A 23,461-nucleotide genomic window follows, 5' to 3' on the forward strand; every position below is an offset into this window, starting at 1 on the left:
ACGCCGGAGACGGCGCGGGCTCCCCGCCGCACGTGCCGACGTGCCGGAAGACACTGCTGCAACCATTCCCGCCGCTCGGCGGTCATGGACTCGCGCCCCGAGAACACTCATGCGCACCGAATGTCGCCGGAAAGGCAGATGGCTGTACCAGGCGGGGCACCCCTTGGCGTCGGCCCCCTCGACGCCAAGGGTGACCGAGGGACCGGCCGCCCCGGCCGTGCCCGCGCTGCGGTCCGCCGCGGAGGCGGAGGTGCCGCAGGCCGGGCCGGTGGTGCGCGGGAACCGCCTGGCCGCTCTGGACGGCCTGCGGTTCCTGGCGGCGCTGGCGGTGGTCCTCTTCCACTTCGTGGGCCAGACACCGGGCGGGCTGAGTTCGTCTGGGGCCGCCCGCCCGGTGAGCTGTTCCCCGACGCGCACCGCTACTTCGCCTTCGGCCGCCTCGGCGTCGACCTCTTCTTCCTCATCAGCGGCTTCGTCATCTGCATGAGCGCCTGGGGACGCACACCGCGCGACTTCTTCATCTCGCGGGCCACCCGGCTGCACCCGATGTACTGGGTGGCGATCATCGTGTCGGCGTCCGTGGTCTACCTCTTCGACACGCCGTTCGGCCACCCCAACCCGCGGGTGCTCTTCGCGAACTTCACGATGCTGCAGACGCCGCTCGGCGTCGACAACCTCGACTCGGTCTACTGGACGCTCTGGCCCGAGCTCTGCTTCTACCTCACCTTCGCGGTCGTGGTGTGGAAGGGCCTCACGTACCAGCGAGTGGTGGTCTTCTGCGGGTTGTGGACGGTCGCCGCGGTGCTCGCGCCCAGCGCCGGCATCCCGCTGCTCACCCTGCTAGTCAACCCGACGTCCGCGCCGTTCTTCATCGCGGGCATGGCCTTCTACCTCATGTACCGCTTCCGGCCGACGCCGCTGCTGTGGGGCATCATGGCCATGTCGTGGCTGCTGGCCCTGCGTGGATCCCTGGACGCTGGTCCTGGTCACCACCGGAGGTCTCATCGCGCTGTCGTACGTCGTTCAGCGGCTCGTGGAACGGCCGATCGCGCAGGCCATGCGGCGGCGGCTGAAGAGTGCCGAGTTCGGCTTCAAGGCGCCTGCGCCGCGTCGGCGGTCGTAACGTCCGCGGCGGCGGGGGAACGGCGACCGGTGCACGCCGTTCCCCCGCCGAGCGTCAGAACGGCTCGAAACCGTCGAACTCCCGCTGCGCCTCGTCCCGTTCGGCGTCCCGGTCCCGGCGCCGCTGGGCGGCGGGGCGGGACTCCTCGAGGCGGTGGTCCTCACCGCGGCGGCCGAGCATCTCGGCGCCGGCCGACACGGACGGCTCCCAGTCGAAGACGACCGCGTTGTCCTCGGGGCCGATGGCCACGCCGTCCCCGCCCCGGGCGCCGGCCTTCATCAGCTCGTCCTCGACACCGAGACGGTTGAGCCGGTCGGCGAGGTAGCCGACGGCCTCGTCGTTGTTGAAGTCGGTCTGGCGCACCCAGCGTTCGGGCTTCTCGCCGCGCACCCGGAACAGGCCGTCCTCCTCGCGGGTGACGGTGAAGCCCGCGTCGTCCACGGCCTTGGGCCGGATGACGATCCGCGTCGCCTCCTCCTTCGGCCGGGCGGCACGCGACGTGGCCACCAGGTCGGCCAGCGCGAACGACAGTTCCTTCAGGCCCATGTGGGCCACCGCAGACACCTCGAAGACGCGGTAGCCGCGCTCCTCGAGGTCCGGGCGGACCATCTCGGCGAGGTCCTTGCCGTCGGGCACGTCGATCTTGTTGAGGACGACGACGCGCGGCCGGTTGTCCAGGCCGCCGTACTCGCGCAGCTCCGCCTCGATGATGTCCAGGTCGGAGACCGGGTCGCGGTCGGACTCCAGCGTCGCCGTGTCCAGGACGTGCACCAGCACGCTGCACCGCTCCACGTGCCGCAGGAACTCCAGGCCGAGGCCCTTGCCCTGGCTCGCGCCGGGGATGAGGCCGGGGACGTCGGCGATGGTGTAGACGGTCTCACCGGCCGTCACCACGCCGAGGTTCGGGACGAGCGTCGTGAAGGGGTAGTCGGCGATCTTCGGCTTCGCCGCGCTCATCACGGAGATCAGCGAGGACTTGCCGGCGCTCGGGTAGCCGACCAGGGCCACGTCGGCGACTGTCTTCAGCTCCAGGACGACGTCCCCGAGGTCCCCCGGCTCGCCGAGCAGCGCGAAGCCCGGGGCCTTGCGGCGCGCGGACGCGAGGGCCGCGTTGCCGAGGCCGCCCCGGCCGCCCTGTGCGGCGACGTAGGAGGTGCCGTGCCCGACCAGGTCGGCGAGCACGTTGCCCGCCTTGTCGAGGACCACGGTGCCGTCGGGGACGGCGAGGACGAGGTCCTGGCCGTCCTTGCCGGAGCGGTTGCCGCCCTCGCCGGGCTTGCCGTTGGTGGCCTTGCGGTGCGGGGAGTGGTGGTATTCGAGGAGCGTGGTCACCGACTGGTCGACGGTGAGGATCACGTCGCCGCCGCGGCCGCCGTTGCCGCCGTCCGGGCCGCCGAGCGGCTTGAACTTCTCACGGTGGACGGAGGCACAGCCGTGGCCTCCGTTACCCGCGGCGACGTGCAGTTCGACGCGGTCCACGAAGGTGGTCATGGGATGTGCCTCCAGTTACCAGTTACTGCCTACTGCGGAATGTCTCTTGGGTAACACGCGAAAGGCGGACCCGCTTCCCCTCGGGGAAGTGAGGCCCGCCTCGCGAAAGTGTCCGGTCAGGCGACCGGGACGATGTTCACGACCTTGCGGCCACGGTGGGTGCCGAACTGCACCGCGCCGGCCTGCAGGGCGAACAGCGTGTCGTCGCCGCCACGGCCGACGCCCGCGCCCGGGTGGAAGTGGGTGCCGCGCTGGCGGACCAGGATCTCACCCGCGTTGACGGCCTGACCGCCGAAGCGCTTCACGCCGAGCCGCTGGGCATTGGAGTCGCGACCGTTCCGGGTGGACGATGCGCCCTTCTTGTGTGCCATGTCTCCTCAGTCCCTTACTTCGCAGCCGCGGGGATCTCAGTGACCTTGATCGCCGTGTACTGCTGGCGGTGGCCCTGACGGCGGCGGTAGCCGGTCTTGTTCTTGTAGCGCAGAATGTCGATCTTCTGGCCCTTGTGGTGGTCCACGACCTCGGCCTGGACCTTGATGCCGGCCAGCACCCACGGGTCGCTGGTCACAGCGTCGCCGTCGACGACGAGCAGGGTCGAGAGCTCGACCGTGTCGCCGACCTGGGCGGTGGAAATCTTGTCAACCTCAACGATGTCGCCGACAGCAACCTTGTGCTGGCGACCACCGCTGCGCACGATGGCGTACACGCGGATCTCACTCTCTCGCTCGGGAACGGCACCCCCGCAGTCCAGCCGCCCGGCGGCATACGCGGACGGCCTCTCCGAATCCCGGCCCGCGAGGGCCCGCACCCGGAGGGAATGAGGTTTACGGGGATGTGACGCGTCAGTCGACACGCCGACGGTCAAGATTACGGGGCCGGACCACAGGGGTCAAACCGGGCCCCGGGCACCCGGCGGCGCCTCAGCCGGCCACCGACGCGACGTACTCGGCGTACGCCTCCTTGGTCCGCTCCGGCGACATGTCGAGGTGCTCCAGGACCGTGTACCGGCCCGGCCGGGTCTGCGGCGCGAACTCCACGGCCCGCACGAACTCGTCGTCGCCGAACCCGATCTCCTCGGCCACCACCGGCAGCCCGTGCCGGCGCAGCGTCCGCGCCATCAGCAGCGCCCCCTCGCGGTCGCCGCGCAGGAACGTCGCGAAGGCCGCGCCGATGCCCACCTGCTCGCCGTGGGAGGCCGCCCGCCTCGGGTACAGCAGGTCGAGCGCGTGGCTGATCTCGTGGCAGGCACCGGACGAGGGCCGGGTGTGCCCAGCGATCGTCATGGCGATGCCGGACAGGACCAGGCCCTCGGTCAGCACCGTCAGGAAACCGTCGTCGCCGCAGCCGCCGGGATGGCGCAGCACCGCCTCGCCTGCCTGCCGGGCCAGGGCGGCGGCGAGGCCGTCGACCTTCTCGCCGTGGACCCGGTGCGCCAGCTCCCAGTCGGCGACCGCGGAGATGTTGGAGACCGCGTCACCGATCCCGGAGCGCACGAAGCGGATCGGCGCCTCACGGATCACCGCGAGGTCGACGACGAGCGCGATGGGCGTCGGCACGCCGTACGAACCGCGCCCCGCGTCGTTGTCCAGTATCGACACCGGCGAGCAGATGCCGTCGTGGGAGAGGTTGGTGGCCACGGCGACCATGGGCAGGCCCACCCGGGCCGCCGCGAACTTGGCGCAGTCGATGACCTTGCCGCCGCCGAGGCCGACGACCGCGTCGTAGCGGCCCGACTTCATCCCGTCGGCCAGCCGCACGGCGTCGTCGATCGTGCCGCCGCCGACCTCGAACCAGTCGGCGCCGGGCAGGGACGGCTCCAGTCGCCGGCGCAGCCGCGCCCCGGAGCCGTCACTGATCGCCACGGCGAGCCGGCCGGAGCGGGAGATCCGTTCGTCCTCGAGGACACTGGCCAGGTCGTCGAGTGCGCCCGGGCGGATGTCCACGGCGAGCGGCGAGGGAATGAGCCTCGTCAGTACCGGCACGTGATCTTCTCTCCTCGTCGGAACGGGGCAGTGGCCGCCCGGTGATGATGCGCCCGGAAGGCCGCCGGAAAACGTGTGGTCCCGCCCGAACGGATTCCGAACGGACAGGACCACACGTTTTGCGACAGGTACCGGGTCAGACGGTGCCGGTTCAGCCCTCGTCGGTGGCGGCCGTGACCGAGGACGGGCTCTGCTGAGCGGCCGCCGCGGTCTTCTTCGACGCCGTCTTCTTGGCCGTGGTCTTCGCCGTGGCCTTCTTGGCGGTCGTCGTCTTGGCCGCCTTCTTGGCGGTGGCCTTCTTGGCGGTCGTCGTCTTCTTGGCCGCCGTCTTCTTGGTGGCGGCCTTCTTCGCCGTCGCCTTCTTGGCCGTCTTGCGGGCCGCCGCCTTCTTGGCCGGGGCCGCCTCGGCGCCCTCCTCGGCCGCCTCGTCCGCCGGGGCCGACGGGACGACCACGACGGCCGTCTCCTCGGCCGCGGTCGGCGCGGTGGCCTTGCGCACGGCACGCCGGCGCGGGCGGGCCGGCGCGGCGCTCTCGGCGGGCTCCGCGGCCGCCGGGGCCTCGGGTGCCGCCTCGGCGGTCGCCTGCGGCTGCTCGGCCGGGGCCGTCTCGGTCACCGTCACGACGGCGGCCTCGGCACCCGCGGGCGAACCGGCCGGGGCGGACACCTTCCGGGTGGCCCGGCGGCGGATGCGGCCCTTGGGCGCGGCCTCCTCGGCGGCCGGGGCCTCGGGGGCCCGCACCTCGGGAGCCGGGGCGCCGGAGACCGCGTCCTCGACGGCGGCGGGCTCGGCCAGCACCTCGGCGGCGGGCTCCTGGACGACGGGACGCTCGGCCTCCTCGGCGGCCGTGACGTCCTGCGCGGTGGGCGCCCGGTCGGCGGCCGGGTTCTCGCCCTTGGCGGCCTTCGGGGCACCCGCCGGGGCCGACGCCCTACGGCTCGTGCGGCGCCGGCCGCGACCGCGCGTGGCGGCGGCCTCGGCCTCGGCGGCGCTGCTGTACAGCTCCTCGTCCGGCGTGAACTCGGGCGCCGGGAGGGCGACCGGCTCGGCCACCTCGGCGGCGACCTCGGCCTCGGACTCGGTGTCCGCCTCCTGCTCCGCCGTCGGGCCGGTCTCGACCCCGGCGACCGCCTCGTGCTCGTGCGGCTGCTCGGCGCCGGCCCGCGCCCGCTTGCGGCGCTTGCCACCGCCGCCACCGGCGGCGGACGTCGGCTGGTCGAGGTGGACGATGACGCCGCGGCCGTTGCAGTGGACGCAGGTCTCGGAGAACGACTCCAGCAGTCCCTGGCCGACCCGCTTGCGGGTCATCTGGACCAGACCCAGCGAGGTCACCTCGGCGACCTGGTGCTTCGTGCGGTCCCGGCCCAGGCACTCCAGCAGGCGCCGCAGCACCAGGTCCCGGTTGGACTCCAGCACCATGTCGATGAAGTCGATGACGATGATGCCGCCGAGGTCGCGCAGCCTGAGCTGGCGCACGATCTCCTCGGCCGCCTCCAGGTTGTTCCTGGTGACCGTCTCCTCGAGGTTGCCGCCCTGACCGGTGAACTTGCCGGTGTTGACGTCGATGACGACCATCGCCTCGGTCCGGTCGATCACCAGCGAACCGCCGCTGGGCAGCCAGACCTTGCGGTCCAGCGCCTTGGCGAGCTGCTCGTCGATCCGGTACGTGGCGAAGACGTCGACCTCGCTCGTCCACTTGGACAGCCGTTCGGCGAGGTCCGGTGCCACGTGCGACACGTAGCCGTGGATGGTCTGCCAGGCGTCGTCGCCGCTGACGACGACCTTGGAGAAGTCCTCGTTGAAGATGTCCCGCACGACCCGGACGGTCATGTCCGGCTCGCCGTACAGCAGGGTGGGGGCGCTGGAGCTGCCGCCCTTGGCCTTCTTCTGGATCTCCTCCCACTGCGCCTGGAGCCGCTCGACGTCGCGGCGCAGCTCCTCCTCGCTGGCGCCCTCGGCGGCGGTGCGCACGATGACGCCCGCGTCCTCGGGGACGATCTTCTTGAGGATGGTCTTGAGGCGGGAGCGCTCGGTGTCGGGCAGCTTGCGGCTGATACCGGTCATCGAGCCCTCGGGCACGTAGACCAGGTAGCGGCCGGGCAGCGAGACCTGGCTGGTCAGGCGGGCGCCCTTGTGGCCGATCGGGTCCTTGGTGACCTGCACGAGGACCGACTGGCCGGACTTCAGGGCGGACTCGATACGGCGCGGGCCGTTGGCCATGCCCAGCGCCTCGAAGTTGACCTCACCGGCGTACAGGACGGCGTTGCGGCCCTTGCCGATGTCGATGAAGGCGGCCTCCATCGACGGCAGCACGTTCTGCACCTTGCCGAGGTACACGTTGCCGACGTACGAGGTGGCCTGCTCCTTGTTGACGTAGTGCTCGACGAGCACCCCGTCCTCCAGGACGCCGATCTGGGTGCGCTCGCCGTGCTGGCGGACGACCATGACGCGCTCGACGGCCTCGCGGCGGGCCAGGAACTCGGCCTCGGTGATGATCGGCACGCGGCGGCGGCCCTGCTCGCGGCCCTCGCGGCGGCGCTGCTTCTTGGCCTCCAGACGCGTGGAGCCCTTGATGGACTGCACCTCGTCGGACGGCTCGGGCTTCGGGCGGGGCTCGCGGACCTTGACGACGGTGCGCTCGGGGTCGTCGGAGGAGGAGTCGGCCTCCCCGGAGCCGTCCCCGGCCCGGCGGCGACGGCGACGACGGCGACGGCTGCTGCTGGAGCCGCCGCTCTCGCCGGAGGGCTCGCCGTTCTCCTCGGCGTCCTCCTCCGCCTGCTCGGCGGTGTCCTCGGCGTCCTGCGCGGCCTGCTCGGCGGCGACGTGCTCGGTGTCCTCGGCGCCCTCGCCGTTCTCGCCCTCGGCGGCATCGCCGCGACGGCGGCGACGGCCGCCCCGCCGCCTGCGGCGGCGCGAGCCGGACTCCTCGGAGCCCTCGGCGTCGTCGTGGTCCTCGCCCGACTCGTCGGCTTCGGTGTCGACGTCGGTGTCGGCCCGGTCCTCCGGCTCGTCCTGCGCGGCGGCGGGGGCGGCGGCCCGCTCTTCGGTGCTCTCCTCGGCGGCGCCCCGGCGGCGACGACGGCGGCGCGACCCGGCGGACTGCTCCTCCGCGAGCTCCTCGGTCTCCTCGGCGTCCTGCGCCGGTGCGGCCCCGGCCGCTTCGGCGGCGGCCTCGGCCGCGGCCCGCTCGGGCGTCTGGAACTGGGGCTCGGCGAAGACGGGGGCCTGGAAGACGGCCACGGCCGGACGCGACGGCCGCTTGGGGGCGTCCGCCTCCTCGGCGGCCGCGGCGGCGCCCTGGGCGGGCGCGGCGAAACCGGTGGCGGCCTTGCGGGCGGACCGGCGGCGCGCACGGCGCGGGGCGGCGTCCTCGGCGGAGGCCTCGGGCGCCGGGGCGGCCTCTGCGGCGGGAGCGGGCTCGCTCACGTCGGCGCCTGCCTCGGCGGGGGCGGTGACGCGCCGCGTGGCACGACGCCGGGTACGACTGGGAGCGACGTCCTCGGCGGCTTCCGTCTGCGGGGCGGCGGTGGGCTCGGCATCCGTGGCCGGAGCGGCGGGCGCGGTCTCGGCGGCCTGCTCGGCGGGCGCCGTCACCGTACGCGTGGCACGACGGCGACCACGACGCGGCGCGGCGTCCTCGGCGGCCGGCTCCGACGCGGCAGCCGGCTCGGCCACGGCGGGCTGCTCCGGCTGCGCGGGGGCGTCGGCCACGGCGGGCGCGGTCTCGGCGGGCGCCGCCACCGTACGCGTGGCACGACGGCGACCACGACGCGGCGCGGCGTCCTCGGCGGCCGGCTCGGAGGCCGCGGGCTGCTCGGCCACGGCGGGCTGCTCCGGCTGCGCGGGGGCATCGGCCACGGCGGGCGCCGTCACCGTACGCGTGGCACGACGGCGACCACGACGCGGCGCGGCGTCCTCAGCGGCCGGCTCGGCCACGGCGGGCTGCTCGGGCTGTGCGGGGGTCTCTGGGGCGGGAGACGACGGGACGACGGTCTCGGCCGCCTCCGCCGACGCCGGGGCCCCGGCGGGCGAGGAGGCGCGGCGCACGGCACGGCGCCGCGGACGGCCCGCGGGCGCGGGCTCAGCAGCGGCCTCGGCCACACCACCGGCCTCGGTGACGGCCTCGGCGGCCGCCGGCGTCGCATCCGCCGGCGCGACGGTCTCCGCCGACGACGCGGAGGCGCCGGACGGCGGGCCGGCTGGACGGGACGCGGCCCTGCGCCGACGGCGCGGGGGCAGCGTGTCGCTGGGGGTGTTCGACTCGGTGTCCGTCGAGCTGGTCGCGGACCCGGTGGGTTCGGTCGGTTCGAGCATGCGGGGGTTTCTCCCGTCAGGCTCCCGGGCGCCGCGCCTGGTCCGGCGTCGACAGGTCGACCGCCGGTGACGTCCGCGGCTCGCGCTGGTGCGCGGTCGCCGCCGTCCGGGGCACGGGCGCCGCTCGGAAGCTCTCGTGTCTTGTCTCGCCGGTTCCGTACCCCTTGTCGTGCACGGCCTGGCGAAAGTCTTGTGGTCGGTGCGCTGCCCGACCCAGGTGGCTCCCGAGTTCGAGGGCGGCGCTACGACGTCCGTCCCTGAGCGGGACCTTCCTTACGCCGACGCCTTCGCGGCGGCGGAAGCGGCGGCCGGTTGCGGCTCGGGCGCTTCTGCCTCGCGGTCGGGCGCGAGCGGGTCGGTCACCGCACCGGTCTCTTCATCGAACAGCCCCTGCGCCAGCCTGGTCACCGCTGCGGGGACCGGCGGCGCCAGGTCGGCCACGGCGCGAAGACCGGACAGGACGTCGTCGGGTCGTACGGCAGGCGTCACGTGCCGAACAACCAGCCGCAGTATCGCACAGGGCTGGTCGGTCGGCCTATCAGCCGGCGAACCGTGCGTGGTGACGCTCTCGAGGTGCGCGACGGCGGGACGGGCGTCGAAGGTGCGGACGCCGTTCTTGGTCCGGCGCTGGACCTCCACCGCCGGAGCCGCGTTGAACGCCGCCACGGCGCGCTCGGCGTCCGCGGACTCCACACCGGCCAGCCGCAGCTCCCACACGGAGGCCGTCAGCCGGTCGGCGAGCCCGGAGGTCCGGGACTCGACCGCGTCGACGATGTCGAGCCCGGCGGGCAGGGACTCGTCGAGCAGTTCCCTGAGCCGCTGCGGGTCCCGCGCCTCGGTGAGCGCGATCTCCAGGTACTCCGCCTCACTGCCCGTGCCGGTGGGTGCGGCATTGGCGTACGACACCTTCGGGTGCGGGGTGAACCCCGCCGAGTACGCCATGGGCACCTCGGCGCGGCGCAGCGCACGCTCGAAGGCGCGCTGGAAGTCACGGTGGCTGGTGAACCGGAGGCGGCCGCGCTTGGTGTAACGCAGACGGATGCGCTGCACCGCGGGTACGGGCGGCGGGCCTTCGGGCTGTCGCTTGCCCAGGGGACTTCTCCTTGTGTACGGCGGTCGGGACCGCGACACATCCCCGCGGTGGCGGGATCATCCCCGCATCGGCGGGGAGGTTTCGCGTCCGGTCCTTGTCTCAAGGGTACGCGTTTGCGCGCCCAGGGGTTCCCGCCGGTCCGCCGGGCACCGCGCGCGGCGTCGGCGAGGGGCCGCAGGACGGTGTCCCGCACGGCGTGCCCCACCGGCGTCGGCACGCTCCGGAACACCCGCCGCGCCGGCTCGGCGAGCAGCGCGTTTCCCACACGAACACGGCCCGGCCCATCCGCACCGGCACGAGCAGCACCAGGACCACGATCCGCACCCGAACGCGGACCGCCGCGGCGACGCACCCTGCCGGGTCCGTGCGCCGCGGCGGCTCCGGGTCAGACGATGTCGCTGCTTTCCCACTTCCAGCTGATCGACCCCGCACTGTCCCACTTGCGCACCGGCCCACCGAACCCGGAGCCGTTGCTCGTCAGCGTCCACAGACCCGTGCGGTTGGTCCCGTCGGCCTGGCGGCCGTAGTCGTAGAGCACACCGACGTCGCTGCGGCCGTCACCGTTGAAGTCGCCGGCGAAGGGCTTGGAGTGGTTCCAGCTCCAGCTGCCACCCGTGGCGCTGTCCCACTTGCGCACCGGCCCACCGAAATCGGTACCGCTGCTGGTGAACGTCCACAAGGTGGTGTGATTGGCCCCGTCACTGCGCTGACCGTTGTTGTACAGCACACCCACGTCACTACGGCCGTCACCGGTGAAGTCGCCGGAGACCACCTTCGACCGGTCCCAGTCCCAGCTGGGGCCGTCGTCGGTGACGTTGTCCCAGACCTTGACCGGCTTGCCGAACCCGGAGCCGTTGCTCGTCAGCGTCCACAGACCGGTGTGATTGGTCCCGTCGGCCTCGGTGCCGTAGTCGTAGAGCACACCGACATCGCTGCGGCCGTCACCGTTGAAGTCACCGGAGAACGCCTTGGAGTGGTTCCAGCTCCAGCTGCCACCCGTGGCACTGTCCCACTCGCGCACCGGCCCACCGAAACCGGAACCGCTGCTGGTGAACGACCACAGGGTCGTGTGATTCGCCCCGTCACTGCGCTGACCGTTGTTGTACAGCACACCCACGTCACTACGGCCGTCACCGTCGAAGTCGGCGGCGGGGGTCCGCACCGCGTTCGCGGTGACCCAGTCGCGTATGTCGTCGACCCGGGCGGCGACGGCGCTGCTGGGCGTTCCCTCCGCGGAGTCGACGCCGAAGCAGCCCACGTGGTTCGAACGGCTGCTCACCGCGACGAGCTCCGGGCGGCCGTCGACGGTCCGCAGCACCGGGCCACCCGCGTCGCCCTGGCAGACCGAGGCTCCGTCCTTGCCGCCCATGACCAGGTCGGCGCCGTCGACGGCGGTGACGGAGAAGGTGCCGGTGTGCTGCTCGAGCGGCGCCCACTCCGTCGCCGTGCGGCCGTGACCGGCCACGGTGAGGTCCTGTCCGGCGGTGGGCCCCGAGGCGGCGAGGGCGACGGGCGCCACTCCCCGCACCGGCTGCGCCAGACGGGCCAGCACGAGGTCGCGCTCGCCGTGCGGGCGGAGCTCCACGACGTCCCGCGTGTCACCGCCCACGGTCGCGACGGTCTCCAGCCGGGGCGGGCCGGCGGGCACGGAGAGGTCGGCGGCCGGGTTGTCGGCGAAGCAGCTGGCGGTCGTGAGCACCCACTCGGGCGAGACCAGGGAACCGGAGCAGCCCCGCTGGTGGTCACCGACGATCAGCCGGGCGGTGAACCCGAGACCCGCGTCCGTCGCGGGTGCGCCGACCACCGCCTGCGCCGGCGCGCCGGTGAGGAGCAACAGCGGCGCCGCGCCGAGGAGCGCGACGGCCCTGACCGCGGCGGATCCTGAAACGCCGGCGTGTCTGAGCCGGTTCGGGCGTGAAGCGGTCGTCTTGCTGCGTGCGTTCATTGCAGTCCTAGGAGTCGATCTTGCTGAACAGGCTCGAAGGTTGCGGTACGCCGACTGCTTTTCACTTGTCGGTGGGTGTTCTTTCGCCAACTCTCCACGAGGAACACCCTGTCCCCGCCCCCCTCGGCCATCTAAGACCGAGCTCCATGATCTCGTCCACGGTTCAAACCGCCCAAACTGACAGTACGTCACGCGCGGAGCATGACGTACGTCACCTCTGTCAGCCGGCCGGAGCGGTGTTCTTGACCGTGAGCGGCAGCAGCTTCTTGCCGGTCGGGCCGACCTGGATCTCCGTGTCCATCGCGGGGCACACCCCGCAGTCGAAGCACGGCGTCCAGCGGCAGTCCTCGACCTCGGTCTCGTCGAGGGCGTCCTGCCAGTCCTCCCAGAGCCAGTCCTTGTCGAGGCCCGAGTCGAGGTGGTCCCAGGGCAGGACCTCCTCGTAGCCGCGCTCGCGCGTGGTGTACCAGTCGACGTCGACACCGAAGGGCGCGAGGGCCTTGTCGGCGCAGGCCATCCAGCGGTCGTAGGAGAAGTGCTCGCGCCAGCCGTCGAAGCGGCCGCCGTCGTCGTAGACGGCGCGGATGACGGCACCGGTGCGGCGGTCGCCGCGGGAGAGGAGGCCCTCGACGATGCCGGGCTTGCCGTCGTGGTAGCGGAAGCCGATGGAGCGGCCGTACTTCTTGTCGCCGCGGATCTTGTCGCGGAGCTTGGCCAGGCGCTCGTCCGTCTCCTGGGCCGAGAGCTGCGGCGCCCACTGGAAGGGGGTGTGGGGCTTGGGGACGAAGCCGCCGATGGAGACGGTGCAGCGGATGTCGCCGGAGCCGGAGACCTCGCGGCCCTTGGCGATGACGCGGGTGGCCATGTCGGCGATCTGGAGGACGTCGTCGTCGGTCTCGGTGGGCAGGCCGCACATGAAGTACAGCTTGACCTGGCGCCAGCCGTTGCCGTAGGCCGTGGCGACGGTCCGGATGAGGTCGTCTTCCGAGACCATCTTGTTGATGACCTTGCGGATGCGCTCGGAGCCGCCCTCGGGGGCGAAGGTGAGGCCGGAGCGGCGGCCGTTGCGGGTCAGCTCGTTGGCCAGGTCGATGTTGAAGGCGTCGACGCGGGTGGAGGGCAGGGAGAGGCCGATCTTGTCGTCCTCGTAGCGGTCGGCGAGGCCCTTGGCGACGTCGGCGATCTCCGAGTGGTCGGCGGAGGAGAGGGACAGGAGGCCGACCTCCTCGAAGCCGGTCGCCTTCAGGCCCTTGTCGACCATGTCGCCGATGCCGGTGATGGAGCGCTCGCGGACCGGGCGGGTGATCATGCCGGCCTGGCAGAAGCGGCAGCCGCGGGTGCAGCCGCGGAAGATCTCGACCGACATGCGCTCGTGGACGGTCTCGGCGAGCGGGACGAGGGGCTGCTTGGGGTAGGGCCACTCGTCGAGGTCCATGACCGTGTGCTTGCTCACCCGCCACGGAACACCGCTGCGGTTCGGTACGACGCGGGCGATGCGGCCGTCGGGGAGGTACTCGACGTCGTAGAAGCCGGGGACGTAGACGCCGCCGGTCTTGGCCAGGCGCAGGAGGAGTTCCTCGCGGCCGCCGGGGCGGCCCTCGGCCTTCCAGGCGCGGATGATCGCGGTGATCTCCAGGACGGCCTGCTCGCCGTCGCCGATGACCGCGCAGTCGATGAAGTCGGCGATCGGCTCGGGGTTGAAGGCGGCGTGGCCGCCGGCCAGGACGACCGGGTCGTCGATGCCGCGGTCCTTGGCCTCCAGCGGGATGCCCGCCAGGTCCAGGGCGGCCAGCATGTTGGTGTAGCCCAGCTCCGTGGAGAAGGAGAGGCCGAAGACGTCGAAGGCCTTCACCGGGCGGTGGCTGTCGACGGTGAACTGCGGGACGGAGTGCTCCCGCATCAGCGCCTCCAGGTCCGGCCAGACGCTGTAGGTGCGCTCGGCGAGGACGCCCTGCTGCTCGTTCAGCACCTCGTAGAGGATCATGACGCCCTGGTTGGGCAGGCCGACCTCGTAGGCGTCCGGGTACATCAGAGCCCAGCGGACGTCACAGGAGTCCCACTCCTTGACCGTGGAGTTGAGCTCTCCGCCGACGTACTGGATCGGCTTCTGCACATGCGGGAGCAGAGCTTCGAGCTGCGGAAAAACAGACTTCACAGACTCGGCGGCTTCGGCAGGCATCTCACGGAACCTTCGTGTGCTGACAAGGGGGACCATCCAGCCTAACCCGGCCCGGATGGTCCCCCGTACCGCCCTGCGCCGGCGCCGCTACGCCGACATCGGTTTCTGCACGGTGATCGACTGGAGGAGTCCGATCGCTATCCACACGGCGAACATCGACGAGCCGCCGTACGACACGAAGGGCAGCGGCAGGCCGGTGACCGGCATGATGCCGAGGGTCATGCCGATGTTCTCGAAGGTCTGGAAGGCGAACCAGGCGACGATCCCCGCGGCGACGATCGTGCCGTACAGGTCGGTGGTCTGGCGGGCGATCCGGCAGGCCCGCCAGAGGACGACGCCGAGCAGGGCGATGATGAGGCCGGCGCCGAGGAAGCCCAGCTCCTCGCCGGCGACCGTGAAGACGAAGTCGGTCTGCTGCTCCGGGACGAAGCGGCCGGTGGTCTGCGAGCCCTCGAAGAGGCCGGAGCCGGTCAGGCCGCCGGAGCCGATGGCGATGCGGGCCTGGTTGGTGTTGTAGCCGACGCCGGCGGGGTCGAGCTCCGGGTTGGCGAACGCGGCGAAGCGGGCGATCTGGTAGTCGTCCAGGATGCCGAGCTGCCAGACGGCGAGCGCGCCGGCGGTTCCGGCGCCCAGCAGTCCGAAGACCCAGCGGTTGGAGGCGCCGGAGGCGAGCAGCACGCCCAGCACGATGATGACCATGACCATGACCGACCCGAGGTCGGGCATGAGCATCACGATCAGCATGGGCACGGTGGCCAGGCCGAGGGCCTGGAGGACGGTGCGCTGGTCGGGGTGGGGCCGGTCTCCGGCGTCGACGCGTGCGGCGAGCAGCATCGCCATGCCGAGGATGATCGTGATCTTCACGAACTCCGAGGGCTGCACGGAGAAGCCGCCGGGGAGCTTGATCCAGGAGTGGGCGCCGTTGATGGTCGAGCCGAGCGGTGTGAGCACCAGCAGGATCAGGAACACGGAGGCGCCGTAGAGGACGGGCACGGCGGTGCGCAGGGCGCGGTGGCCGAGCCAGACGATGCCGACCATCATGACGATGCCGATGCCGGTGTTCAGCAGGTGGCGGGTGAGGAAGTAGTACTGGTCGCCCTGGTTGAGTTCGGTGCGGTTGCGGGTCGCGGAGTAGACGAGCAGGGAGCCCATCAGGGAGAGCGCGACGGAGGCCAGCAGTATCGGCCAGTCGAGCCGCCGTGCCATGCCGTCCCGGGCGAAGACCCGGGTCCAGCCGGCCTTCTCGGGTCCGTATCCGGAGACCTGGAAGCTGTTGGCGCCGGTCATGTGCGTGCCCTCCGGCTTCCGTTGCCGTCCGCCGGGCGCCGGCCGGGTCCGCGGCCGCGACCGCGTCCGCCGCCGCGTCGCCGGTGGCGGCGGGTGTCGCGGTTGTCGCCGTTCTGGGTCGGCGTCGTGGCGCCCTGCTGCTGTTCGTCGAGGGGGGCGTACTCCTCCTCCGGGGAGGCCTTCTCGTCGGGCAGGAGGTCCTTGACGATGTCCTTGCTGATCTTCGGTGCGGGGATGGTCCCGTCGGCCTTGATCGTCGGCAGTTTCGCCTGCGGCTTCGGCAGCAGCGCCTTCTTGGGGTCGATCTTCCCGTCGTCCGAGACGCCGTAGAGCGCGTCGTAGATGTTGCGGACGGCGGGGCCGGAGGCGCCGGAGCCGGTGCCGCCCTGGGAGATCGTCATGACGATCGCGTACTCGTCGGTGTAGGTGGCGAACCAGGAGGTGGTCTGCTTGCCGTGGACCTCGGCGGTACCGGTCTTGGCGTGCATCGGGATCTCGTCCTGGGGCCAGCCGACCTGGGCGAACCGCCAGGCGGCGGTGCCGCGCGTGGCGACGCCCGCGAGGGCGTCGTCCATCTGGGCGAGCGTGGTCTTGCTTATGGGCAGCTTGCCGTGCGCCTGGGGCGCGATCGCCTCGACGTCCTTGCCGTCGGGGCTGATGATCGCCTTGCCGATGGTGGGGTCGTAGAGGGTGCCGCCGTTGGAGATGGCCGCGTAGATGGTGGCCATCTGGATGGGGGTGGTGAGGGTGTCGCCCTGGCCGATGGAGTAGTTGATGGCGTCACCGGCGCGCATCTTGTTGCCCTCCAGGCAGCCCTCGTACGCGAGCCTCTCGACGTAGGAGCCGTCCTTCTTGCCGGACTTGCACCAGGCGTCCTTGTTGGCCTCCCAGTAGTCCTGCTTCCACTGGCGGTCGGGGACGCGGCCGCTGACCTCGTTGGGGAGGTCGATGCCGGTCTTCTCGCCGAGGCCGAACTCGTGGGCGGCCTTGTAGAAGTAGTCGTTGGGGTTCTTGGGGTTGTTGCCGCCGTCCTTCTTCCACTCCTGGTGGGCGAGGCGGTAGTAGACGGTGTCGCAGGAGAGTTCCAGGGCGCGGCCGAGGTCGATCGAGCCGTAGCTGGCGGACTCGTAGTTCTTGAAGACCTGGCCGCCGACGGAGTAGGAGCTGGAGCAGTCGTAGCCGCCGTTGAAGTCGTAGCCGGCCTCGACGGCGGCGGCGGTGGAGACCACCTTGAAGATGGAGCCGGGGGCGGCCTGGCCCTGGGTGGCCCGGTTGAGCAGCGGGTAGTTGGATTCCTTGCCGGTGAGCCTCTTGTAGTCCTTGGCGGAGATGCCGCCGACCCAGGCGTTGGGGTCGTACGTCGGGTTGGAGGCCATGGCGACGATGCGGCCGGTCTTGGCCTCCATCACGACGACGGCGCCGGCGTCGGCCTTGTAGTTCTCGCCGGTGTTGTCGTCGTAGACCTTGCGGGCTTCCTTCATCGCCTCGTTCAGCTCGTACTCGGCGACCCGCTGGACGCGGGCGTCGAGGCTGGTGACGAGGTTGGAGCCGGGCACTCCGGGGTCGGACTCGGCCTCGCCGATGACGCGGCCGAGGTTGTCGACCTCGTAGCGGGTGACGCCGGCCTTGCCGCGCAGCGCCTTGTCGTACTGGCGCTCCAGGCCGGAGCGGCCGACCTGGTCGGAGCGCAGGAACGGCGAGTCGGTGTCCTCGGCCTTCTTGATCTCCTCGTCGGTGACCGGGGAGAGGTAGCCGAGGACCTGGCCGGTGTTGGCCTTGCCGGGGGCGGCGTAGCGGCGTACGGCCATGGGCTCGGCGGTGATGCCGGGGAAGTCCTCGGCGCGTTCGCGGATCTGGAGGGCCTGCTTGGGGGTGGCCTCGTCGGTGACGGGGATCGGCTGGTAGGGCGAGCCGTTCCAGCAGGGCTGGGGGGTCTCGGCGTCGCAGAGCCGGACCTTGTCCATGACTTCTTTGGGCTCCATGCCGAGGACGCCGGCGAGCTTGGTGAGGACGGCCTTGCCGTCGTCCTTCATCTTCAGCAGGTCGGTGCGGGAGGCCGAGACGACCAGGCGTGCCTCGTTGTCGGCGAGGGCGACGCCGCGGGCGTCGAGGATCGAGCCGCGGGGTGCGGGCTGGACGACCTGCTGGACGTGGTTGCCGGACGCCTCCTCGGCGTACTCGTCGCCCTGGCGGATCTGGAGGTACCAGAGCCGGCCGCCGAGGGTGGCGAGGAGGGAGAGGACGAGGACCTGGATGACGACGAGCCGGGTCTGGACGCGTGTGCTGCGGCCGGTCTCGGGGATGTTGGTCACCGCGCCTGCCTTCCCCTGGTGAAGTGCGTGCTCCTTGTGTGCTGCCGCGTCGTCACAGCCGCTTGACCCCCTTGATGCGTCCGGCCCGGGCCACCCGGGCCCGCGCCGCCTTCACCCGCAGTCCGTTGCGCTGGCTGCCGATGCGCAGGCCGGTGCCGCCGGAGAGCCAGCCGGAGGAGATGTCGGGTTTCTGGCCGGCGGCGTTGGTGTCGGCCAGCGGGTCGTTCTCGGCGCGTCTGGCCAGCGCCATGATGCCGGGGACGACGAAGGGCGCGAGCAGCAGGTCGTAGAGGGCGGCGGTGAACAGCAGGCCGGGCAGGCCGACGTGGCGGGCGGCGGTGTCGCCGACGAGGGCGCCGACGCCGGCGTAGAGCAGGGTGGTGCCGAGGGCGGCGACGACCACGACGGCCATGGGTCCGGTGGCCGACCTGAGCCGGCCGTTCTCCGGTTTGGCGAGTCCGGCGAGGTAGCCGATGACGCAGAGCACGAGGGCGTAGCGGCCGGCGGCGTGGTCGGCGGGCGGGGCGAGGTCGGCGAGGAGTCCGGCGCCGAAGCCGACGAGGGCGCCGCCGACGTGGCCGTAGACCAGGGCGAGGCCGAGGACGGTGAGCAGCAGCAGGTCGGGGACGGCGCCGGGCAGGTGGAGGCGGGCGAGGACGCTCACCTGGATGACGAGGGCGACCACGACGAGGGAGGCGGAGAGCAGGATCCGGTTGACGCGCATGGGGTGAAAGCTCCTACTGCTCGTTCTGCTCGGACTGCTGGTTCTGCCCGGTCCCGCCGTCCTGGGCCTGGCCGTCGGGGTCGGCTCCGGGGGTCACGGTCACTGTGACGGTCGGCGTGGGCTTCGGCTGCTTCTTCTCCGGGAGCACCGTGTCGCGCGGGTCCTTCTGCGGGCCCTGGACGACGACGCCGATGATGTCGAGCTTGGTGAAGCTGACGAACGGTGTGACCTCGAGGGTGCGGGTCAGGTCGCCGCCGGAGGGGTCGACGCGGGAGACGGTGCCGACGGGCACGCCGGGGACGAACGGCTTGTCGGCCTGGGAGCCGAAGGTGACCAGGCGGTCGCCCTTCTTGACCTGGGCCTTGCCGTTGAGCAGCTCGACGCGCAGGGGGCGGCCGCCCTGCCCGGAGGCGAAGCCGAGTTCGTCGCTGCCCTCCATCCGGGTGCCCACGGTGAAGTCGGGGTCGTTGGCGAGCAGCACCGTGGCGGTGTTCGGGCCGACGGTGGTGACGCGGCCGACGAGACCGTCGCCGTTGAGGACGGTCATGTCGCGCTCGATGCCGTCATTGGCGCCCGCGTCGATGGTGACGGTCCAGGAGAAGCCCTGCGCGGCTCCTATGGCGATGACCTGGGCGCCCTTGATGCCGTACTGGCCGGCGCCGGCCAGCCCGAGCATCTTGTCGAACTGCTTCAGGCGGCTGCGGCCGCGCTCGTCGCTGCCGAGCTTCGCCTTCAGGGCCGCGTTCTCCGTCTCGAGCGCGGCGAGCCGGTCGTGGCGGTCGCCGGAGTCGCGGACGGCGGAGATCGCGTTGCCGATCGGGTCGACCGCGGACGACACCCCGTTCTCGATCGGACCGAAGACGCCGGCCGCGGCCTGCCGGGCACCGTCGACCGGTGAGTCCTCCCCGCCGCGGATGTCCACCGTGATCAGCGCGAACGCGATGGCGATCAGCAGCACCAGGAGCAGCCGGCTCTCTTTCGTGTCCCTCACGTGCGGCGGCCGTGCCTTCCTCATCGAATTCGACAATTACGTGGCGGTGTTCAGGAATTCAGGGGATTCGGTACCCGCGGTGCGAAACGCGCGGTACCAAGCCTCTATATCAACGATCCGCCGCACGAGAGGAGATCGTCTCGTACGGCGGAACCGAAGTGTTACGTCATCTGCGGGGCTGGGCGTCCAGCACCTGCTGGAGCGCCTCGAACTCCTCGACGCACTTGCCGGAGCCGAGCGCCACGCTGTCGAGCGGGTCCTCGGCGATGTGGATCGGCATCCCGGTCTCCCGGCGCAGCCGCTCGTCGAGCCCGCGCAGCAGCGCGCCGCCGCCGGTCAGAACGATGCCCCGGTCCATGATGTCGCCGGACAGCTCCGGCGGACACTTGTCGAGGGTCGTCTTGACGGCGTCGACGATCGCGTTGACCGGCTCCTCGATCGCCTTGCGCACTTCGGCGGCGGAGATGACGACGGTCTTGGGCAGCCCGGAGACGAGGTCCCGGCCGCGGATTTCGGTGTGCTCGTCGGAGTCGAGGTCGTACGCCGAACCGATCGTGATCTTGATCTGCTCGGCCGTGCGCTCACCCAGGAGAAGGCTGTACTCCTTCTTCACGTGCTGGATGATCGCGTTGTCCAGCTCGTCACCCGCGACGCGGATGGACTGGGCGGTGACGATGCCGCCGAGCGAGATGACCGCGACCTCCGTGGTGCCGCCGCCGATGTCGACCACCATGTTGCCCGTGGCCTCGTGGACCGGCAGGCCGGAGCCGATGGCCGCGGCCATGGGCTCCTCGATGATGTGCACCTGACGGGCGCCGGCCTGGGACGACGCCTCGATGACGGCGCGGCGCTCGACGCCGGTGATGCCCGAGGGCACACAGACGACGACCCGCGGACGAGCCAGATACCGCCGCTTGTGGATCTTCAGGATGAAGTAGCGGAGCATCCGCTCGGTGATCTCGAAGTCGGCGATGACGCCGTCCTTCAGCGGGCGCACGGCAACGATGTTGCCCGGCGTGCGCCCGATCATCTTCTTCGCTTCGGCGCCGACCGCGAGGATGCCACCGGTGTTGGTGTTGATCGCGACGACGGACGGCTCGTTGAGTACGATCCCGCGACCCCTGACGTACACCAGCGTGTTGGCGGTCCCGAGGTCGACAGCCATGTCACGGCCGATGAACGACATTGAGTTCCCCATCAGGATTCGACTGGCCTTCCCAGGAGCTTTTGAGGGCTTTTCAGGTAGGCGAAGTGGGTGCAGTGACGCGTGGAGGCTTCCATCGTAGACGCGCTTTCGCGAACACTGCGCGAGGGTCTTCGCCATTGTCAGCAGATGGCGCATCGCCTCGCTTGTGGAGACGGGCCAACGGAGGCATCCGTTCCCCCGAACAGGCGTGCATATGCCACAGGGCGGTCGCTTTTACGCGACCGCCCTGGTCCGCGGCGGGCCTGTACGGCTGACGTCGCGTCAGAAAAAAGTTGTGCTCGGCGTGTCCGGCGGGACCCGGTGAGGAGCCGGTAAGGCTCAGGCCCGGCCGGGGAAGAAGATCTTCAGCTCACGCTCGGCGGACTCCTCGGAGTCGGAGGCGTGGATCAGGTTCTCCCGGACGATGACGCCGAAGTCCCCGCGGATGGAGCCGGGGGCGGCGGCGATCGGGTCGGTGGGGCCGGCCAGCGCGCGCACGCCCTCGATGACCCGCTCGCCCTCGACGACCATGGCGACGACCGGACCGGACGACATGAACTCGACCAGCGGCTCGTAGAAGGGCTTGCCCTTGTGCTCGCCGTAGTGCTGCTCCAGCGTCTCGGTGTCCAGGGTGCGCAGTTCCAGGGCGGTGATCTGCCAGCCGGCCTTGCGTTCGATACGGCTGATGATCTCGCCGGTCAGGCCGCGACGGACGGCGTCGGGCTTGAGGAGGACGAGGCTGCGCTGGGTCACTACGGGCTCCCTGTGAGATGTGCTGTGGTACGAAGTGATGACTGAGGTTACCGGGCGTGTCGCGCGGGCCGTCACGCAGCGTCAGGCGGCATCGGGCGCGGCGGCCTCGGCCTGCGCGGCGAACCTCGCCTTCGCCTCGTCGATCTTCCGCCCGTAGTGCACGGAGGCCCACCACAGGGCAGCGAAGACCGCACCCAGGAAGAACATGGTCGGTACGACGAAACCGGACGCGATCAGGGCGATCTGCAGGGCCCAGCCGAAGGCGACGCCGCCCGGCCGGGTCACCGCGCCGCACAGCGCCACGCACAGGAACATCGCGATGCCGCTGACCGTCCACACCGTCCCCATGGACAGGTCCGGGTCCTTCATCGCGACCAGCCCGGCGAAGCCGATGACGAAGAACTCGCCGATCAAGGTCGAAGCACAGAGCGTACGCACGGAAATCCTCAGCCCTTCCCCAGCAGCAGCCGGGCCTCGCCGACGGTGATGACGGAACCGGTGACGAGTACGCCGCCGCCCGCGAACTCGCCCTCCTCCTCGGCCAGCGTGATCGCGGCCTCCAGGGCGTCCGGCAGCCGCGGCTCGACCTGGACCCGGTCCTCGCCGAACACCTCGACGGCGATCCCGGCCAGTTCGTCGGCGTCCATCGCGCGATGGCTGGAGTTCTGGGTGACGACGACCTCGGCGAAGACCGGCTCGAACGCCTCCAGCAGCCCCCGTACGTTCTTGTCGCCGCTCGCGCCGACCACGCCGATGAGCCGGCTGAACTGGAACGCCTCCCCCACCGCCTCGGCGGTCACCCGGGCGCCGGCCGGATTGTGCGCGGCGTCCAGCACCACGGTCGGCGAACGCCGCACCACCTCCATCCGCCCCGGCGAGGCGACGGCGGCGAAGGCCTTGCGCACGGTGTCGATGTCCAGCGGCTCGGGACGCTGCGAGCCGACGCCGAAGAACGCCTCGACGGCGGCGAGCGCCACGGCCGCGTTGTGCGCCTGGTGGGCGCCGTGCAGCGGCAGGTACACCTCGTCGTACTCACCGCCCAGCCCGCGCAGCGTCACCAGCTGCCCGCCGACGGCGACCTGCCGGGCGACGACCCCAAACTCCAGCCCCTCGCGCGCGACCGTGGCATTGACGTCCACGGCCTTCTTCAGCATGACCTGCGCGGCGTCCACCGGCTGCTGGGCGAGGATCAGGGTGGCGTCCTGCTTGACGATGCCGGCCTTCTCGGCCGCGATCTCGCCGGGCGTCTCACCGAGCCGGTCGGTGTGGTCCAGGTCGATGGGGGTGACGACGGCGACGTCCCCGTCGATGACGTTGGTGGCGTCCCAGGAGCCGCCCATCCCGACCTCGACGACGGCCACGTCCACGGGCGCGTCGGCGAAGGCGGCGTACGCCATGCCGGTCAGCACCTCGAAGAACGACAGCCGGTACTCCTGCTGCGCGTCGACCATCTCGACGTACGGCTTGACGTCCTGGTACGTCTCGATGAACCGCTCGGCCGAGATCGCGGCGCCGTCCAGGCTGATCCGCTCGGTGATCGACTGCACGTGCGGCGAGGTGTACCGGCCGGTGCGCAGCTCGAAGGCGCCGAGCAGGGCCTCGATCATGCGGGCGGTGGAGGTCTTGCCGTTCGTCCCCGTGATGTGGATCGAGGGGTACGACCGCTGCGGCTCCCCCAGCACGTCCATCAGCGCGGCGATGCGGGCGACGGACGGCTCCAGCTTGGTCTCGCCCCAGCGGGTGGCGAGCTCCGCCTCGACCTCGCGCAGGGCCTTGTCGACCTCGGGGTCCTCGGGACGCGTCGGCACGTCGGCCTCCGGCGGACCGCCCTGGGTGCGCAGGGTGCGGCTGCCGGCCTCGATGACGGCGAGGTCGGGGTCGCGGGTGGTCTCCGCCGCGATGATCTCGTCGAAGTCGTTGGTGGGGTCGGAGGGGTCGGGCTGGTCGTTCTGGCCGGGGATGTCGCTCACGGGGACCAGTCTACGGAGGTCTCCGACGGTGGGGCGGCTGAGGTCCTGGGGCTTGTGCGGGTCCGTCGTGGCTTGCCGCGCAGTTCCCCGCGCCCCTAGGTACATGAAGG

17 protein-coding genes and 1 pseudogene are annotated in these 23,461 nt (G+C 71.5%); 2 read left to right on the forward strand and 16 right to left on the reverse strand.

Translation table 11 applies throughout. The annotated features are described in order from the left end of the window. Positions 1-138: 138 nt before the first annotated feature. Positions 139-900 (forward strand): annotated as a pseudogene (locus tag AMK11_RS39085) (acyltransferase family protein); the annotation flags it as partial. A 61-nt stretch (positions 901-961) separates the two neighbouring features. Further along, the gene (locus tag AMK11_RS38360) at positions 962-1,123 is read left to right on the forward strand and encodes a hypothetical protein (protein ID WP_241846908.1); all 162 of its coding nucleotides are present in this window, start codon (positions 962-964) and stop codon (positions 1,121-1,123) included. 54 nt (positions 1,124-1,177) lie between these two features. Here the strand turns inward: AMK11_RS38360 and obgE are convergent, their stop codons facing one another. From obgE to folC, 16 genes are all read right to left on the reverse strand, one after another. Continuing rightward, positions 1,178-2,614, reverse strand: coding sequence for a GTPase ObgE (obgE, locus tag AMK11_RS03885; RefSeq protein ID WP_073723000.1), 1,437 nt, complete (start codon positions 2,612-2,614; stop codon positions 1,178-1,180). Positions 2,615-2,730: 116 nt separating this feature from the next. Next, positions 2,731-2,985 (reverse strand): 50S ribosomal protein L27, encoded by a 255-nt coding sequence (gene rpmA / locus AMK11_RS03890; protein WP_003976205.1) that lies wholly within the window; start codon positions 2,983-2,985, stop codon positions 2,731-2,733. A gap of 14 nt (positions 2,986-2,999) precedes the next feature. After that, positions 3,000-3,320: a 50S ribosomal protein L21 gene (gene rplU, locus AMK11_RS03895; protein WP_007449531.1), complete on the reverse strand. Its 321-nt coding sequence runs from the start codon at positions 3,318-3,320 to the stop codon at positions 3,000-3,002. A 214-nt stretch (positions 3,321-3,534) separates the two neighbouring features. Then, positions 3,535-4,596: an iron-containing alcohol dehydrogenase family protein gene (locus AMK11_RS03900; protein ID WP_073723002.1), complete on the reverse strand. Its 1,062-nt coding sequence runs from the start codon at positions 4,594-4,596 to the stop codon at positions 3,535-3,537. 151 nt (positions 4,597-4,747) lie between these two features. Continuing rightward, on the reverse strand, positions 4,748-8,911 hold the full coding sequence (locus AMK11_RS03905) for a ribonuclease E/G (protein ID WP_073723003.1): 4,164 nt from the start codon (positions 8,909-8,911) through the stop codon (positions 4,748-4,750). 273 nt (positions 8,912-9,184) lie between these two features. Continuing rightward, positions 9,185-9,961 carry a TIGR03936 family radical SAM-associated protein gene (locus tag AMK11_RS03910; protein ID WP_073723005.1) on the reverse strand — a complete coding sequence of 259 codons (777 nt, stop codon included), beginning with the start codon at positions 9,959-9,961 and terminating at the stop codon, positions 9,185-9,187. A gap of 428 nt (positions 9,962-10,389) precedes the next feature. Then, positions 10,390-11,949 (reverse strand): trypsin-like serine protease, encoded by a 1,560-nt coding sequence (locus tag AMK11_RS03920; protein WP_073723009.1) that lies wholly within the window; start codon positions 11,947-11,949, stop codon positions 10,390-10,392. A 220-nt stretch (positions 11,950-12,169) separates the two neighbouring features. Then, positions 12,170-14,128, reverse strand: a complete 1,959-nt coding sequence (locus AMK11_RS03925) for a TIGR03960 family B12-binding radical SAM protein (RefSeq protein WP_073723011.1) — start codon at positions 14,126-14,128, stop codon at positions 12,170-12,172. Between the two features lie 87 nt (positions 14,129-14,215). Continuing rightward, entirely contained in the window at positions 14,216-15,415 is a 1,200-nt protein-coding gene (rodA, locus tag AMK11_RS03930; RefSeq protein WP_073723013.1) for a rod shape-determining protein RodA, read from the reverse strand. Beyond that, positions 15,412-17,727 carry a penicillin-binding protein 2 gene (mrdA, locus tag AMK11_RS03935; RefSeq protein ID WP_073723015.1) on the reverse strand — a complete coding sequence of 772 codons (2,316 nt, stop codon included), beginning with the start codon at positions 17,725-17,727 and terminating at the stop codon, positions 15,412-15,414. Before mrdA ends, rodA begins: the two co-directional genes overlap by 4 nt. A gap of 52 nt (positions 17,728-17,779) precedes the next feature. Beyond that, positions 17,780-18,451, reverse strand: a complete 672-nt coding sequence (gene mreD / locus AMK11_RS03940; RefSeq protein WP_073723017.1) for a rod shape-determining protein MreD — start codon at positions 18,449-18,451, stop codon at positions 17,780-17,782. A 13-nt stretch (positions 18,452-18,464) separates the two neighbouring features. Next, positions 18,465-19,442 (reverse strand): rod shape-determining protein MreC, encoded by a 978-nt coding sequence (gene mreC / locus AMK11_RS03945; RefSeq protein ID WP_073723019.1) that lies wholly within the window; start codon positions 19,440-19,442, stop codon positions 18,465-18,467. A gap of 166 nt (positions 19,443-19,608) precedes the next feature. After that, entirely contained in the window at positions 19,609-20,628 is a 1,020-nt protein-coding gene (locus tag AMK11_RS03950) for a rod shape-determining protein (RefSeq protein ID WP_030381728.1), read from the reverse strand. A gap of 339 nt (positions 20,629-20,967) precedes the next feature. Beyond that, a complete protein-coding gene (gene ndk, locus AMK11_RS03955; protein WP_073723036.1) occupies positions 20,968-21,381 on the reverse strand; it encodes a nucleoside-diphosphate kinase in 414 nt (137 codons plus the stop codon). Positions 21,382-21,462: 81 nt separating this feature from the next. Continuing rightward, positions 21,463-21,819, reverse strand: a complete 357-nt coding sequence (locus tag AMK11_RS03960; RefSeq protein ID WP_073723038.1) for a DUF4233 domain-containing protein — start codon at positions 21,817-21,819, stop codon at positions 21,463-21,465. An 8-nt stretch (positions 21,820-21,827) separates the two neighbouring features. After that, positions 21,828-23,351 (reverse strand): bifunctional tetrahydrofolate synthase/dihydrofolate synthase, encoded by a 1,524-nt coding sequence (folC, locus tag AMK11_RS03965; protein ID WP_073723040.1) that lies wholly within the window; start codon positions 23,349-23,351, stop codon positions 21,828-21,830. Between the last annotated feature and the right edge of the window lie 110 nt (positions 23,352-23,461).

The organism is Streptomyces sp. CB02414, assembly GCF_001905385.1.
Classification (GTDB): Bacteria; Actinomycetota; Actinomycetes; order Streptomycetales; family Streptomycetaceae; genus Streptomyces.